Source organism: Brevibacillus sp. JNUCC-41, from assembly GCF_014844095.1.
Lineage (GTDB): Bacteria > Bacillota > Bacilli > Bacillales > DSM-1321 > Peribacillus > Peribacillus aracenensis.
Window position 1 is genome coordinate 5,229,015 of sequence record NZ_CP062163.1, and the last position, 15,262, is coordinate 5,244,276.

The 15,262-nt window shown below is 39.3% G+C and carries 15 protein-coding genes and 1 riboswitch; of the genes, 2 read left to right on the forward strand and 13 right to left on the reverse strand.

Annotated features, from left to right (window positions below; all coding sequences use genetic code 11):
* Positions 1–43: 43 nt before the first annotated feature.
* The 8 genes from JNUCC41_RS25195 to JNUCC41_RS25230 form a co-directional block, all read right to left on the reverse strand.
* Positions 44–619, reverse strand: a complete 576-nt coding sequence (locus JNUCC41_RS25195) for a genetic competence negative regulator (protein WP_192205371.1) — start codon at positions 617–619, stop codon at positions 44–46.
* Between the two features lie 91 nt (positions 620–710).
* Complete coding sequence (locus tag JNUCC41_RS25200; RefSeq protein ID WP_192205372.1) at positions 711–1,604, reverse strand: MerR family transcriptional regulator; 894 nt, start codon at positions 1,602–1,604, stop codon at positions 711–713.
* A 98-nt stretch (positions 1,605–1,702) separates the two neighbouring features.
* Positions 1,703–2,518 carry a metallophosphoesterase gene (locus tag JNUCC41_RS25205; protein WP_192205373.1) on the reverse strand — a complete coding sequence of 272 codons (816 nt, stop codon included), beginning with the start codon at positions 2,516–2,518 and terminating at the stop codon, positions 1,703–1,705.
* Between the two features lie 95 nt (positions 2,519–2,613).
* Positions 2,614–3,072 (reverse strand): YpbF family protein, encoded by a 459-nt coding sequence (locus tag JNUCC41_RS25210; protein ID WP_063233188.1) that lies wholly within the window; start codon positions 3,070–3,072, stop codon positions 2,614–2,616.
* Between the two features lie 142 nt (positions 3,073–3,214).
* Positions 3,215–3,997 carry a LysM peptidoglycan-binding domain-containing protein gene (locus JNUCC41_RS25215; RefSeq protein ID WP_192205374.1) on the reverse strand — a complete coding sequence of 261 codons (783 nt, stop codon included), beginning with the start codon at positions 3,995–3,997 and terminating at the stop codon, positions 3,215–3,217.
* Positions 3,975–4,601 (reverse strand): CPBP family intramembrane glutamic endopeptidase, encoded by a 627-nt coding sequence (locus JNUCC41_RS25220; protein WP_192205375.1) that lies wholly within the window; start codon positions 4,599–4,601, stop codon positions 3,975–3,977. Before JNUCC41_RS25220 ends, JNUCC41_RS25215 begins: the two co-directional genes overlap by 23 nt.
* The gene (locus tag JNUCC41_RS25225; RefSeq protein ID WP_228467458.1) at positions 4,591–6,096 is read right to left on the reverse strand and encodes a RecQ family ATP-dependent DNA helicase; all 1,506 of its coding nucleotides are present in this window, start codon (positions 6,094–6,096) and stop codon (positions 4,591–4,593) included. Before JNUCC41_RS25225 ends, JNUCC41_RS25220 begins: the two co-directional genes overlap by 11 nt.
* Before the next feature lie 2 nt (positions 6,097–6,098).
* A complete protein-coding gene (locus tag JNUCC41_RS25230; protein ID WP_192205377.1) occupies positions 6,099–7,160 on the reverse strand; it encodes a YpbB family protein in 1,062 nt (353 codons plus the stop codon).
* Positions 7,161–7,450: 290 nt separating this feature from the next.
* On the opposite strand from JNUCC41_RS25230, the gene JNUCC41_RS25235 reads away from it, so the two are divergent.
* Positions 7,451–7,699 (forward strand): ferredoxin, encoded by a 249-nt coding sequence (locus JNUCC41_RS25235; protein ID WP_034308087.1) that lies wholly within the window; start codon positions 7,451–7,453, stop codon positions 7,697–7,699.
* 122 nt (positions 7,700–7,821) lie between these two features.
* Here the strand turns inward: JNUCC41_RS25235 and JNUCC41_RS25240 are convergent, their stop codons facing one another.
* Positions 7,822–8,403: an ECF transporter S component gene (locus JNUCC41_RS25240; protein WP_192205378.1), complete on the reverse strand. Its 582-nt coding sequence runs from the start codon at positions 8,401–8,403 to the stop codon at positions 7,822–7,824.
* 164 nt (positions 8,404–8,567) lie between these two features.
* Positions 8,568–8,704: riboswitch (FMN riboswitch) on the reverse strand.
* Positions 8,705–9,014: 310 nt separating this feature from the next.
* Here JNUCC41_RS25240 and serA point away from each other — a divergent pair.
* Positions 9,015–10,589, forward strand: a complete 1,575-nt coding sequence (gene serA / locus JNUCC41_RS25245; protein ID WP_192205379.1) for a phosphoglycerate dehydrogenase — start codon at positions 9,015–9,017, stop codon at positions 10,587–10,589.
* A gap of 88 nt (positions 10,590–10,677) precedes the next feature.
* Here serA and JNUCC41_RS25250 read toward each other — a convergent pair whose 3' ends face one another.
* From JNUCC41_RS25250 to JNUCC41_RS25265, 4 genes are all read right to left on the reverse strand, one after another.
* Complete coding sequence (locus JNUCC41_RS25250; RefSeq protein ID WP_192205380.1) at positions 10,678–11,901, reverse strand: GerMN domain-containing protein; 1,224 nt, start codon at positions 11,899–11,901, stop codon at positions 10,678–10,680.
* On the reverse strand, positions 11,867–12,430 hold the full coding sequence (gene sigX, locus JNUCC41_RS25255; RefSeq protein WP_342614122.1) for an RNA polymerase sigma factor SigX: 564 nt from the start codon (positions 12,428–12,430) through the stop codon (positions 11,867–11,869). The genes JNUCC41_RS25250 and sigX overlap by 35 nt, the downstream gene beginning before the upstream one ends.
* 211 nt (positions 12,431–12,641) lie before the next feature.
* Entirely contained in the window at positions 12,642–14,435 is a 1,794-nt protein-coding gene (locus JNUCC41_RS25260) for an ATP-binding protein (protein ID WP_192208333.1), read from the reverse strand.
* Positions 14,432–15,148, reverse strand: a complete 717-nt coding sequence (locus tag JNUCC41_RS25265) for a response regulator (RefSeq protein ID WP_192205381.1) — start codon at positions 15,146–15,148, stop codon at positions 14,432–14,434. The genes JNUCC41_RS25260 and JNUCC41_RS25265 overlap by 4 nt, the downstream gene beginning before the upstream one ends.
* Positions 15,149–15,262 lie beyond the last annotated feature (114 nt).

Sequence of the window (15,262 nt, forward strand, 5' to 3'; positions counted from 1 at the left end):
AGGCAAACCACATTGTTTTTACCATAATGTGGCTGCCTTTTCATCAGCTAAAATGTGTGAGCAAAACATGTATCGCTTCATTTTCGATTATACAAGTTCCATATTCATTGATGCGGCTTAGTGTCAATGTAGATGCATGGCCATACTCAGCCGCTAAAGATATGACCGTGTCATAGGTCGTGTCTTTAACATTTTCGATAAGCAAATAGTATCTTCCCTCAAAATGATAAAGAGTACTATTAAGCAATCCTTGAAAAGATAATCTGCGACATAATTGGACGATATCTTCAAAGTCACTGAAAACATACAGGATATGGGGGAAGTCATCTATTTTCACTTGTAAATCCAAGAATTCCTCTTCGTCAGTCAATAATTCCTCTTCGTCCTTTGTCACAATGATTATCAACCCTTGTGCAGGCAAAGAGAAAATTTCAATTGCAATGGAGCCACTCATTTTAAAGCTGAGTTCTTCGCACGCTTCCTCGACCATATCCTGAAATAGCTTGTGGACCTTTAAGGAATTCCCTAAAATATCTTCTTTTGTTATGCCTCTATCAATTAAATCATCAAGGGTCAAAAAAATCTTGATTTTATTATTAGTTAATCGCTCCAGCTTCATAAAAAAATGCCCCCTGGTTACCATCTTCATACATCATATGAAGCCTTGGTCGCAGGGTGCATATCCATTATTTCTCTTAAGCAGGCCGCCCTTAACCTTTCAGCCATTCCTCCCATTTCGACTGCGTGTCCCCCATTAAAACTCCGCTGAAAGCCGTACGGTTTTCCTCGGAAATGAAGCTTAGAGCCGCACCGCCAAGACCCACCTTCAAATCCGGGAAATCCTTTATTAATGTTTCAACCAGCCTAAATGTTCCATCAAGATTCTCTTTCAGTGAACATGACATGAATAGGTAAGTAGGTTTTATGATGTTTAAAACGGTAAGAAGGTCATTATCAGCAATGGATTCACCTAAATAAATGGTTTCATACCCTTTCCTCTTCAAAAAAACGGTAAAGACCAACAGTCCAAATTCATGTTTTTCACCGGGAGCACAAACAGTAAGGGCTTTCGGCAGAAAACCATTAGTCGGAATGGTATGCATAACTGAACTGATCCTGGATTTCAGGATGTTCGAAGCAAAGTGTTCATGAGCAGAAGTAATTTCTCCCCTTTCCCACTTATCCCCAATCTGAACCAATATGGAGCCAAGTACATCAACTATGGTTTGTTCGATGGTATACATACTGAATGCTTGGCTTATCAGCATATGAGCTTTATTTTCATTGAAATTCAATAGAGCTTCGATTAATTCTTCCGATAACTTAATCGCTTGTTCATTCTTTCGGTTCGTTTCAGGAACTCCAGGAGCTAGAGTGCCAGTACTTTCGAGAAGTGAAACGGCTTGGCTTATTGTAAAACCTTGCTTTGTTTTATTGATGAGCCACTTAAGGATTTGCAGATGTTTTTCAGTATACAGACGGTGCCCCGATTCATTCCTGACAGGCTCGATAAATTTATAGCGCCTTTCCCAAGCCCTAAGGGTTCCCGACTGAATGTCCAGCAGTTTTGAAACTGCCTTTATATTATATTTACCTTCTTGCATGGTTTTACAAGGCCTCCAATAACTGTACGATCATTTGTTGAAATTATAGTGGATTTTTCATGGTCTGTAAAATTCCGATATGCTCGATTAATAGCAGCCTAATAGGTCTTTTCCTCAGCTTCGCCTATTTTAGTGTCTTTCCCCCTTTTCAGGGTGAAGAGGTGCGTTTCCGGCTTTGCCTCGAGCCTTAATGGCACTGCGCTTGTCCCATAACCATTACTCGTCATATATAAACAGTCCCCCTCTTTTTCAATGCTGCCGATCTGATAGGGCCCGAATCCGAATATACGAATCTGCCCGCCATGGGTGTGACCTGACAGGACAAGACTAATATGGTGTTCCGGGGTCAACTGTTTCTTGACCAATGGATTATGGCTCACCAAAATACGAAAGTCTTCATTCCCGCAATCCGACAGGGCAAGGTCAAGCCTATCACGTTCTTCCGATATATCATCAATGCCCAGAAGAGCGATTTTGCTGCCATTTTGAGACTCAAAAGAAACAGCTGTATTATCAAGGATTTTCACACCATGTTTTAAAAGAGTCGCATCCAGTTCATGGAAGTCTCCTTCATAATCATTATTACCCCAAACAAAATAAAGGGGACCAAGTTCTTTTAGTTTCAATATATTTTTTTCTACACGCTCTAAGGGAACCCCGCTTTCCCTAATGTCACCGCCGATTATCACCAAATCTGCCTTGTCACGAGATTCCTCAATTAATTTATCCGCAACGATCCTCCGATGAAGATCGGATATAAAAAAGATCCGAACATCTCCAAAGCCTTCAGGAAAGTCTTTAAAATATAAGTCTTGATAAATCACCCTATCTTGCATAGCCGTACGCCACATGTAAATGATCGTGGCAAATGACAGCATAATGATGACTAAAAATAATCCAGATAACCATAACATCTAAGTTAAACCTTCTTTCCATCCTTATCCCAAACGTACTTTCATATAACCATAAAACCATATTACCCGCAATTAAATATGATTTAACGCGATCATCATTTATTTTCATGATATAAGTTAATATCATAATTCTTCTTCATCATTTCAAAAACCTTATGGCGGCTTTTCCATTCTTCCTCTTTTTCCCACAATTGCTTACTTTTATTAATGATTTCACAGCGTAGCAGTTGAAACTCCTTTTCAGCTTTATCAAGCTTTTTTTTAATTAATACCATATATCCATATAAACCAATTGCTGCAGCCAAAAAAAGAAAATGGCTAAAATGGTCGACGAAAACACTAAACATACTGAAAAAGGAATAGGAATAGGGTACAACGATATAAAAATATAGATAAATCATAAAAAGGGCAGCAACGATCATGGTTGCCCATAAGCTTTGAAGGTGCTTCTTTTTAAGTGCCTCGAATTTTTTCTTTCGATCCACGACATTCTGCAGCATTTGCTTTGTTGCTTGATCCGTTTTCTCATCCAATAAAATGATTGTCGATTCCATCGCATTTCCTCCTCTGCTCTTTCAAATCATGATATGAAAAAGCAGAGGAAAAAATGATAAAGTACCTGTCACGTTTACCTTTAAACTGAACTAAGTCATACAATCTTAAAAACACCCTGCCTATAAAGACAGAGTGCCATCGTTATTTCTTGATAGGAATTTTCAATACCTGACCTTTGGAAATTTCATTGCCATTCAGCCCATTCCACTCCCTGATCAGAGCAATCCCTTCCTGTGATTTGTAGTAATTCATGGAAATGCGAAATAATGTTTCCTCACCTTGAACAGTATGTAAGACAACTTTGTATCCCTCTTTATCCGGTTTCGCAGCTTGAACATTTTCGGAAGCCTTTTGCTTTTCTGTTTCTGCCTTCTTTGCTTTTTCATCAGCTATTTGCTGTGCTTTGGCCTTTTCTTCAGCTTCTCGCTGTGCTTTGGCCTTTTCCTCAGCTTCTCGCTGTACTTTGGCCTTTTCTTCAGCTTCTCGCTGCGCTTTGGCTTTTTCGTCAGCTTCTTGCTGCGCTTTGGCTTTTTCCTTAGCTTCTTGCTGCGCTTTGGCTTTTTCCTCAGCTTCTTCTTTTTCTTTCTCCGCTTTAGCCTTTGCCGATTCTTTTTCATTTAAATCATCTGCAGTAGCTGTAGTTGGAATCGATTCCTCACTAAAGACGACTTGGTCACTTTTCACAACAGGTACAGGCCTACCCTGCAGATATGTATAAAGGGTGTAAAATCCAATTGGAAGTAAAATAAAAAATAATGCTAATAATTGTATCATTGGGAACTTCTTCACTTTACTTTTTTTCTTTTTATTCTGGTGGACTTTGCTCCGTTTGGGCAATGAGGACTTGGCCTTCTGACGTTCAATTCGCGAACGGAGTTCACCAGCCTGATCGTTTTCATTTTCATTCTTTTGCACTCGGCTCATTCAAGTCACCCCCTTTCTTGCTAAACCCTCTTTGCTTTTTGTTCCTGATTAAAATACCAAGGATAAAGTCAATTAAAAAGTGAGCTGTTATCGTCACGATGAGATTATCGGTCATTTCAAATAAAAAACCGATAAAGAAGCTCAAAACCAAAACATTTAAAAATAAAAACCAATTAAAAAGGTAACGATAATGAACGGCTGCAAAAATTAGGCTCGTAAGAAGCAAACCAAAATGTGTTTGCAGCACTCCGCGGAATAATACTTCTTCACTTATCGCAACCACTAAAGTTACGGCAAAAATCATCGGGTATGACAAATTACTGAAAATGCGTTCGTTAATACCTCCATCATCCTGATAGGAAGATGGTGTCACTTTCATAAACAATATGTCAAATAACACGACAATAACTCCAGCGGGAATTCCAATTAGCAAAATGTTCAGGTCATCAAAGATAAATAAGTCGAAAAAAGCTGAACGGTCTTTAAATAAAATAATACCTAAAAAGATGGCTAACGTTAAGAGAATAATTTGCGTAAGAAACAAATTATATAGCAACTGTTTATCTGTAAGTTGTTTAATTATTTCAGCTTGCTTATTTTTCATTGCCATTTTCCTTCTTTAATAAGATATAAGCCAATTCCTTTTTCCAAGTGGAAAAGGAATTCACCGGATCCATCTTCACTTCCGGCCATACATCAGCCATTTTTTCGACATCCATCCCACAAATATCACAGCAGATGGGATTCACTTCCCGATGCATTTCTCCAAAGTAGTCCAGTATCCCTAAACGGCGACATTCCTGGGCATATATCCAGTGAAGGAATTTATACAGCTTTTCCTGATTCCTTGATTTTCTCTTTTGACAATAGTCTTTCATCTCTTCCATTTGATCTAGGTTATTGCCCGTGATAAGCTGCGTAAAAAAACGGAGCTGGGTTTCGTTCAACGAAAAGGATTGAGACAGCTGATCTTTTTCCGTGAGGGTCAAATTCGCCATATTTTTGTGTGATGCATTAAGGAAAGAACATACACCATCGATTTGCGAATCCGTAGGCAACTGTTGCTCCATCAAATGCAGGGGAAGCCCTTCATCCCCTTCGCTATATAATAAGACAGCCACACTTTGTTTCCGATCTCGTCCCGCCCTGCCTATCTCCTGAAGATACCCTTCCATCGTGGACGGGATATGAAAATGGACAACGTATCTGACATCCGATTTATTCACACCCATTCCAAAAGCACTTGTCGCACATATAATTTTCAACTGGCCGGAAATGAATTGCTGCTGAATGAGCATCCTTTGCTCCTGTTCCATTCCACCGTGATAATAATTGACACTATCGATCCCGTTATCCTGTAAAAACCCAGTGACTGATTCCGCCACTTTTTTAGAGGAAAAATAAATAATTCCGCTTCCGGTAAATTTCTTGACAAGTTCCAGCACACGGGCTAGCTTCTCATCGTAGCTGAACATCCGCTCGACAATAATTGCAATATTTTCCCGATCAACAGATGAGACCATTTCCTTGGCCTGCCCAATGTTGAGTTTACCAACGATGTCCCTCCGGACCTCATCGGTTGCAGTTGCCGTCAGGGCAAGAGTCAACGGATTGTTCAATTCACGCCTCACTTCTCCTAAATTCAAATAATCCGGACGGAAATCATACCCCCATTGTGAGATGCAATGTGCTTCATCTATGACGAATAAACCTATGTCTATGGATTTCAAGGATTTTATCACTCCGTCCAGGCTTAGCATTTCAGGGGATAAAAAGATAAAACGATAACTATGTAACCGGTCAAAAGCTTTCCTTTTTTGATTTAGCGTCAAAAAAGAGTTGAGGGTCAATACACTTTTTTCGCCGCTCATCTTCAGCTGATCTGCTTGATCCTGCATTAAAGATAATAACGGGGAAACAATTAGAACAGTCTTATTTAAGAGATAAGCAGGCAGCTGGTAACATAATGATTTACCTGACCCGGTTGGGAGCATCGCTAAGGTATGACGGCCGGACATCAATGATTCAACCACTTCCTTTTGTCCAGGGCGGAATTCATTAAATCCGAATTTTTCTTTGAGGACCCGTTCTATGTTCATCATCACTCACCTATTTTCGCAAGTACAAGTCTTATTTGGAAAAAGCTTATTTGTTTATTATCGACCATTTGCTTGATTGCTTTAAGCTTTTTCGTACCAAGTTCCTTAATAGCTTCAGCAATGTCCCTCTCATCCTCGATAGTTACATAATCGGAAATCGGAAAATCTTTTTCCGATAAGACAATTTCCACGAGGTGATCTTCGATGGTGTTGACCTTCAATCTGCGGATTCCAGCTATTTCATCCAGATTTTTCCCTTCCTGGATGTATCGTAAAGTTGTCTTTGTAGATTGTGTCAATTGAGGATTCCCACTGCTTTTCCAATCATTGGTTAATGATGACAAGAGTGGGTAATCCTTTCCCGATTCCATTTCTGCAAGCATTTGATGCAATGTGTCAAGAAATGTAAAGCGAACATACTCTTCTTCTATCTCTTTCCTTTTTGCAATCTGTTCAAACGTAAGTCCAATCCTGTTTATTCCGGTTAACCTCAATATGAAAATGTCTCGTTTCATATCACTTTGACTTTCTAAAAGGAATACCAGTTCATCATATAGATGTTGGGCAATCACCGCTCGATCCTGACGATTGACATGTAAAAATTCCTTTACGAAGTATTGGATTTTGGGATTTCGTTGAATCGGATAAAAACGTCTTTCATTGTGGACAATATGGGATATGGTTTGAATGAGTAAGTTTAACCTTCCCCAGAAAACCGGGGTTATATTGTTATACTTCCAACCATTTATATACGCCGGAAAAGGATATTTTTTAAAGTAATCGCCTAACATTCCCTCACCTTGCATACTAATTTCATACGCATCTGATTTATCCGTTAAATCAATCATCTCATGCTTAAGTAAATGTTCAATGTTTTGATTTAATTGCTGACGGGTAAATCGGGGTATTGTCCCAAAAATATCCGTTAAGCCGAATAAATGGGCATCCTGGATTGTTTGTGACGATTTCTTACCCTGAAGCATATGGTATATAGCATAAATGGAACGTTCGCCTTGAAATTTTTTTATCGCATATAGAATGATGGCCTGTAGATAATTATTCATGGGACTCACATCCTTGTTTCATTTAACCAATAACCCCATTGTAACAAAAAACTGCAAAAATCGCCGTTATTATTGATGAATACAAGGAAAAATATGTGACTAAATGACGAACCATGGAAAGAACCAAGTTAATAATTTCGATGCTTTTCGTTGACATTCAGCTACATGATAGTTATTATCAATACAATTTCTATTGAAAAGTTTGGCATTCGGTCTTACAATAAGAAAGAGATAATAATCTGAAATAAAAAGATTATCAGTTGTTAATCAACTTAGGAGGGGTTATATTCATGGCTAAATTTACTATTGTGGATAAAGAAACATGCATAGCTTGTGGAGCTTGCGGAGCAGCCGCACCAGATATATATGATTATGATGACGAAGGGATTGCATTTGTTACCCTTGACGATAACGAGGGAATCGTTGAAATTCCAGATGTACTTATAGACGACATGATGGATGCATTTGAAGGATGCCCAACGGATTCCATTAAAGTTGCTGACGAAGCATTTGACGGAGACGCACTAAAATTCGAATAACGGTACAAGCCATTTTCTATCGAGAATGGCTTTTTCTTTTGTCTCATACAAAAAAAAACAAACATAAAAAAACAACCGAATATGGATATCCGGTTGTTTTTTCATTTCTATCGTCAATGCCGTTAAGCATTTTTATATAATGTTTGTTTATTGATCCATGTCTGTAATTTAATGAACAGCAACATGAATACAGATGTGATGAGCACGCCTTTAATCACGTTGAAAGGCAAGATTGCCGTCGTAACGAACTTTCTTGACTCTGGCGCCGACATTGCATCCCATCCCATAAAGAAGGTATATGCCGGTAAAAAGACAAAATAGTTTAAAACACTCATGAATACTGCCATGGAAACTGTCCCCGCAAGTAAAGCGAACGTCATCCCTTTTTTTGAATTGATTTTCTTAAATACATAATAAGTTGGCAAGACAAACAGTATTCCGGCTATGAAGTTAGCGATATGCCCCACAGGTACAGCAGTCATGGTCCCAGTCATGACTAAATCCAAAAGGTTTTTAATGAACTCGACTAGAATTCCAGCCATCGGACCGAAAATCAATGCCGCCATCAGTGCTGGTATGTCGCTAAAATCGACATTGAGAAAAGGCGGGAATCCTGGAAACGGGAAATTTAAAAGCATCAATAAATAAGAAATGCTTCCCATCATCGCAAGTGTGACCGTTTTTTTCACTTTGTTCTTATTCATAGTTCTCTCTCCTTCTTTTCCGATCTACCTGAAAAAGAGGTTTGGGTTCCAAAATATGCTGATGCTCAATAAAAAACCTTTAATTCCAATAGAATTAAAGGGATAAATTAAAGGCTACATCAAACAAACGTTCAGCAAATAACTGTTGAAACGCACTCAGGAACCTCCATCTTCTCCCATCCAGACTATACTGTCGGCTTTGGAATCACACCAAATCCTGCCTTGTAAGGCTCGCGGGCTTAGAAGAAGAAATTCCTTCATCACCGCCGGTGGGGAATTACGCCCCGCCCCGAAGATAGACCTATTAAATTTTTATACTTCCCATTATATCTGAAATTCCTTTTTTTTGATAGCATTTTCTCTCGATTAATGCATTTAGGATGAATATCGATCGAAAGCAATGAATGCTTTAAAACAAATAAGCGAAATTTTTTTATATTATGCAAAAGAAGACGAAGCCATTTATATCACGATATTAATCAAAAAATCAGATGAAAAATCCTGTTATTAAGCGCTTACATCCAGATAAGCCAAATTGACATAATCAGCATTTCAATTGTAAAATTAACTGAAATTTAAGATAATTCTTTTCCCTAGGAAGGTGTTTAGACGTGTATCGGATTTTAGTAGCAGACGCCATTAAACCAGAAGGACTTGGACCGCTATCAGAGGCATCCAATATTCATCTCATTCAGAAAACCGTAGAGGAAGCTACAAACGAACTAGATCGGATCGATGCAATTCTTGTGAGAAGTGCAACGAAGGTTTCGGAAGATTTAATGAACCGTATGCCGCAATTAAAAATTATAGCACGCGCTGGTGTCGGTGTTGATAACATAGACATCCCGGCAGCGACAAAACGCGGGATTGTCGTGGTTAATGCACCTGACGGCAATACCATTTCAACAGCTGAACATACATTTGCGATGATGGCTTCATTAATGCGCCACATTCCGCAAGCTTATGCTTCACTGAAGAATGGGGAGTGGAAACGTTCTTCATATACGGGAACTGAACTTCGCGGTAAAACATTAGGTATAGTTGGCTTTGGACGTATCGGAGGGGAAATTGCAAAACGTGCTAAAGTGTTTGGCATGGATGTCATTGTCTATGATCCGTACCTGACAGTCGATCGTGCAAAGAAAATGTCCGTAACGGCCCTGCCGTTAGATGAATTGCTTCCTAAAGCAGACATCATTACAGTTCATACACCACTAACGAATGATACTAGAGGATTAATCAATAAAGAAAAACTGCTTACCTGTAAAAAGGGGGTTTATGTACTAAACTGCGCCCGTGGTGGAATTCTGGACGAAGATGATTTATATGAAATGTTAGTCGAAGGACATGTTGCAGGGGCGGCACTGGACGTTTTCGTCGAAGAACCTCCACTTGGCCATAAACTGCTTGAACTGGATAGCGTCATTGCTACACCGCACCTTGGTGCTTCCACGAAAGAAGCCCAATTAAATGTTGCGGTACAGGTTGCCCAGGAAGTATTGACCTATTTTGAAGGAAACCCAGTCTCAAGTTCAATCAACCTTCCAGCCATATCTAAAGAAGTGTTTGAAAAGGTACAGCCTTTCTATCAACTTGTTCGGCAAATGGGATCCATTGCTTCTCAGTGCATGAATGAAGGCATTCAGGAAATCTCCGTTACGTATGCAGGAGAATCATTGGATTTCGATACAGCGATTCTTACAAAAAGTCTAATCTCTGGCTTTTTCAGATCAAGAGTCGATGCATCAGTCAATGAAGTGAATGCCTTGTTGATCGCAAAAGAGCATGGCATAACCGTTGGTGAAAAAATCTCTACGGATTCTTTAGGTTACTCGAATTTGATCAGCCTTAAAGTAAAAGGTGACAACCGTGAATTAACAATCAGTGGAACCTATATCGAAAATTACGGTTCTCGAATTGTAAGTTTGAATGGTTTCAAAATCGACTTTCAACCAGAATCGAATTTACTTTATATCCAGCATACAGATAAACCTGGGGTAATCGGTAACGTAGGTAAGGTCCTAGGTGATCACGATGTGAATATCGCAACCATGCAGGTTGGCCGAAAAGAAGCTGGCGGTGAAGCCATCATGGTTTTGAGCTTTGATTTACCATTAGAAGACAACATGAAACAATATTTAATGGAAACAGAAGAAATTACATTCATGGCCCGTATTTCATTATAAATAGAAAAAAGTGCCCGTCCAGCACGGGCACTTTTTCTGTGAATGCAAGAGGCTTTTGCCAACCATAGACCGGGTGTTTTATCACACCTCAATTCACTTGGTTCGGTGCTTTGGGCACCAATATGTCTTCAGTTAAATTCAGCTGGCCTACCTCTTCAATGGGAGCATTTTCAAACTTCACTTTTTCAAAACCAAAATCCTTGGCAATGAAGAGTATGGCTTCTAAAGCTTGAAGGGATTCCTTACTATCTTCAATGGCAACTTGATCTGATAATTGAATGATCACAAGATTTCCATTAGAACTTATCCTTTCCCATTTCAGGTCATGCGGGATTGCAGGTGAAATTCCTTCGATGTCCGCCTCCCCTTTTCCTGCTTGCAGCGCCTCCTCAAAGTCCTGATAACCCATATTGCTTGGAACAAGGAACCTTGGGGAGGACTCATCCTTTTGGTAAAGAAAGTATGTGCGATTTTTTTGATGAGGTATATCCACCTCTTTTAAATAACCTGCGTGCGCAAACATGGCACCTTGCTTACCATCTGTAGAAAATGTCATTTTCTCTATATTGTTATAGGAAAGCGTTTCCTCCATCGAATGGAGAAAAAGTGTATCTTCATCCAATAGTCGGCTTTTTTCTTGAAAATCAATATGAGCAGTGGTCATATCGTTTCCTTGGCTGATTTTTATATCAAGTGGAAAATAGTCAGATAGCCCATATTGCTCTTCATCCATATCGGACATTTGATTAACTAACTGATTCAGTTTATCACTTTCGTCATAATGTTTGAGTTTAATCGAAATGGGAACGATGAAATTCATTTGATCATCTGGAACACCCATCGTTATGATCGATGCATTTTTAAGGTCATCTTGATAGATGGCTTGTGTAAATGTTTTTTCCTTTTCCCCTTTTCGGGGTTCCATTTCTGAAACCTTTTCTTTAGATTCGATTTCCGCTTGCTTACTCGAAAACTTTTGATTATCCTGTCTATCCGCTGAATGATTTTCTATGTTACTCGCATCATGAAGTTCAAGATCTGCCATTCCCTTATTTTCAGATAGAGATAATTTCCCACTACTGCCGCTGTCCTCATGACTTGTCGTTCCTTTTTTTTCAACAATTAAAGATGATGCCAAAACAACCATTAAGAATAAGGAGGCAACACCCGCAAATAGAGGTATCCAGTGTTTCTTTTTCTTCTTAACATTTATTCTCGCAAACACCTCTGCCTTGGTTCGGTCATCTTTTAATTTCGGAAGCTCGCACAGCATGTCTTCAATTTCGCTTTCTTTCCAACGGGATCTTCTCAATGCGGTGGCCCTCCTTTCCTGATAAATCTTCCATCAACTTTTTAATAGCCTTCAAAGCACGGTGCTGGGTCGTTTTTACCTTACTTTCACTCCAATTCAGTACTTCAGCAGTTTCCGTAATGGACAATCCCTGAATATATCGTAAAATGATGACGGATCTTTGATTCGTGGTACACCGGTTTAAGCAATGATAAATATCTTGGATTTCATCGTTCATGATAGCCACTTCTTCCGGAATGGGCTCTTTATCTTTTATCAATTGCCTATCCCAATCAAAGTTAGGGAAGATTTTATCTTTCCACCCTTTTTGTTTCCGAAAGTAATCAATCGTCACATTTCTTGCAATCGAGTACATCCACGTTTTTTCACTGCTTTTTCCTTCGAAGCGTTCATAGGCCTTCATCACCCGTATATATACTTCCTGAACTAGGTCCTCCGCCGTTTCTCGATTTTTAGTCATATAAAAAATGAATTGATATATTTCCTGATGATATTTTTCATAAAGATCGTGGAAAACGGAATCCATCATTTCCCCACTTCCGTTCATAAATATAGTCGTCAATCCAAAACAAAAGTTACATACTTCGGCTTTAATCTTATTATAAAATTCCGTTAATTTCCATATATCAAGGACTTCTTATTTTGTTTCCTAAAAAAAAACAAAGACAAGTTGGAAAGAAATCCAATTGCCTTTGTTTTCTCAGTTCCTTATGAAACAAGATTTTTTGGCAAGCCACCCGTCATTCAGCATTTTCCAAAATTCGAGGCAGGATAAAGCTGAACGTCGTCCCTTTATTAGGTAAACTGTTTACCGAAATGAAGCCATCATGGGCATTGATTATATTTTTTACGATTGCCAAACCCAAACCGGTGCCCGAACGGCCGCGGGTCCTTGCTTTATCCGCTTTATAAAACCTCTCGAATACAAAAGGCAAATCTTCTTCGGGAATTCCAGATCCAGAGTCCCTCACATCAATGATCAGTCCCCTTCGATCACTTGTCCTCTGAATGACATCAATGTTACCGCCCGGAGGAGTATGACGAATCGCATTATCAATTAAATTGGTCAAAACCTGTTCAATGCGGTCCGGATCGAAGTGCCATTGAATTTGATCGTCTTGCATGCTGGCTGATATGGTGATTCCCTTTTCTTTAGCCAGCCCGGAAAACTTACTTGTGATCCTCTTTAAATAAGGAGAAATAGGTACGCATTCATAGCTAAGGTTCATTTTACCCGATTCCAATTTAGCTAGATCGAGGAGATCGTTGACTAAACGGCCCATTCTCAAAGACTCATCATAGATGATGCGGGCCATTTCCACCTTTTCCTCTTCACTGCTCGCAATGTCATCTACGATCGCTTCACTATATCCTTGCAACATTGAAATCGGCGTTCTTAACTCATGTGAGACATTCGCTATGAAATCAGTCCTAAGTTTGTCCATACGTCTTTCATCGCTCATATCCCGTATGATGGCCACTGCTCCCCTAATATTGTCGGCATTTGTATATAGCGGACTGACAATGAATCCCCAATCGCGGCCCTGCAAAGTAATTTCACCGACTTGCTCCTTATCGAAGGACTCTGATTCATCAAAAAGATTCATCAAAACCAATGGGACATTGACATTATCTTCCCGGTTATAGCCCTTTTCAAAGTACCAGGATTGCAGAAACCTTTCTGCTGGCGGATTCGTTTCAAGAATTGTGCCATCTTTATTGAAGGTAATGACCCCATCTGCCATACTGCTAAGAATGCTAGAGAGATGTTCCTTTTCCTGACTAAGTGCATTCATATTGAATTTCAGCTGTTTTCTCATCTGGTTAAACGCTATGGCAAGTTCACCGATCTCATCTTGAGTCAAGATGGGAACCTTTGTATCAAATTTCCCCCGGGCAATCGCTAGTGCGGCTTCCCTCATCTTCACCAATGGTGCATTGATTCTTGTAGATAAAAAGAAAGCAAAAATCGTTGTCAAAATAATGGCGATGCCTGCTGCTAATAATATGAACTGTGTAGTCGATTTTGTGGTTTCTTCCATGGACTCCAACGATTGAAATAGGAAAACTTCATCCTGTTCCCCATTCAATTCAAGTGGAATGCCTACTACGATTGCGGACAATTCCTTATTGTCTGCATCATCGGATAGCGCCATTTCCTTTTTCACAGTCTTTCTTTCCGTAAAAACCTTGATCAATTCGGAATCATTTTTAATGAGTTCCGGCGTGATTTCGAACTCATTTTCCCCTCCGATTGATGAGAATACCATTTTGTCATCATTAAGAATGATCATTTTCGTTTCATTGCCTATTAATTCCGAAGCTATTTGTAAAACCTCATTGCTGGACCCCTGGTGTTCATTCGTTACCTTAATGATTTGTTCAGCGGTTTTGGTTAAATCATTTTCAATATTTTCAATCTGGAAATTCTCAAAGAATTCGACTAGCAGAACGGTTAAAACAATTAGTACAAATGACACGAGCAATAGGATCGTTGCCCATAGCTTCCCTACAACACTGCCCCATAGCATCAGTCATTAATGACTTCGAACTTGTAACCTACACCCCAAACAGTGACAATCATCTTAGCTGCGTTTTCGGATATGCGGTTTAATTTTTCACGTAAGCGTTTAACATGCGTGTCAACAGTTCGAAGATCCCCAAAGAATTCATAGTGCCACACTTCTTTTAACAATTGCTCCCGGTCGAAAACCTTATCTGGGGATTTCGCCAAGAAATATAATAATTCATATTCTTTGGGTGTTAATGAGACCTCTTTGTTATCGGCAAGAACACGGTGAGCATCATTATCAATGGTTAGATGCGAGAAGACGATCACATCTTTTGCCGTCGTTTCCGTCTGCATGTAACTAGTGCTTGAAGAGCGACGTAATAAAGCTTTAACCCTTAATACGACTTCACGGGGACTGAACGGCTTTACGATATAATCATCGGTCCCCACTTCGAATCCTTGAACGCGGTTCACTTCTTCCCCTTTAGCAGTCAGCATGATAATCGGTGTCGTTTTCTTTTCCCTTAATTCACGGCAAACTTCGATTCCATCTTTACCAGGCATCATAATATCCAATAAAATTAAATCATACTCATTTTCAAGGGCTTTTGTTAAAGCCATATCTCCATTTTCGGCTTCATCGATTATGTATTCTTCTCTTTCCAAATACATCTTTAGCAGCCGGCGGATTCTTTCCTCATCATCCACCACGAGAATTTTTATAGCATTATACATTATGTAATCAGCCTCCTATCCTATATTCTACAAAATGAAAACTTCCATGACTAATACTTTTTCCTTATAAAGTACGATAAAGAGCCATTTTTGCTTGGCTTCCATGAACCTTTC

Excerpts from the sequence above, each read along its gene's own strand:
- JNUCC41_RS25200 (WP_192205372.1), bottom strand. The coding sequence starts at position 1,604 with ATGCAAGAAGGTAAATATAATATAAAGGCAGTTTCAAAACTGCTGGAC.
- JNUCC41_RS25225 (WP_228467458.1), bottom strand. The coding sequence starts at position 6,096 with ATGAACATAGAACGGGTCCTCAAAGAAAAATTCGGATTTAATGAATTC.
- JNUCC41_RS25210 (WP_063233188.1), bottom strand. The coding sequence starts at position 3,072 with ATGGAATCGACAATCATTTTATTGGATGAGAAAACGGATCAAGCAACA.
- JNUCC41_RS25230 (WP_192205377.1), bottom strand. The coding sequence starts at position 7,160 with ATGAATAATTATCTACAGGCCATCATTCTATATGCGATAAAAAAATTT.
- JNUCC41_RS25220 (WP_192205375.1), bottom strand. The coding sequence starts at position 4,601 with ATGAAAAATAAGCAAGCTGAAATAATTAAACAACTTACAGATAAACAG.
- JNUCC41_RS25235 (WP_034308087.1), top strand. The coding sequence starts at position 7,451 with ATGGCTAAATTTACTATTGTGGATAAAGAAACATGCATAGCTTGTGGA.
- sigX (WP_342614122.1), bottom strand. The coding sequence starts at position 12,430 with ATGATGGATTCCGTTTTCCACGATCTTTATGAAAAATATCATCAGGAA.
- JNUCC41_RS25240 (WP_192205378.1), bottom strand. The coding sequence starts at position 8,403 with ATGAATAAGAACAAAGTGAAAAAAACGGTCACACTTGCGATGATGGGA.
- JNUCC41_RS25195 (WP_192205371.1), bottom strand. The coding sequence starts at position 619 with ATGAAGCTGGAGCGATTAACTAATAATAAAATCAAGATTTTTTTGACC.
- JNUCC41_RS25265 (WP_192205381.1), bottom strand. The coding sequence starts at position 15,148 with ATGTATAATGCTATAAAAATTCTCGTGGTGGATGATGAGGAAAGAATC.
- JNUCC41_RS25205 (WP_192205373.1), bottom strand. The coding sequence starts at position 2,518 with ATGTTATGGTTATCTGGATTATTTTTAGTCATCATTATGCTGTCATTT.
- JNUCC41_RS25215 (WP_192205374.1), bottom strand. The coding sequence starts at position 3,997 with ATGAGCCGAGTGCAAAAGAATGAAAATGAAAACGATCAGGCTGGTGAA.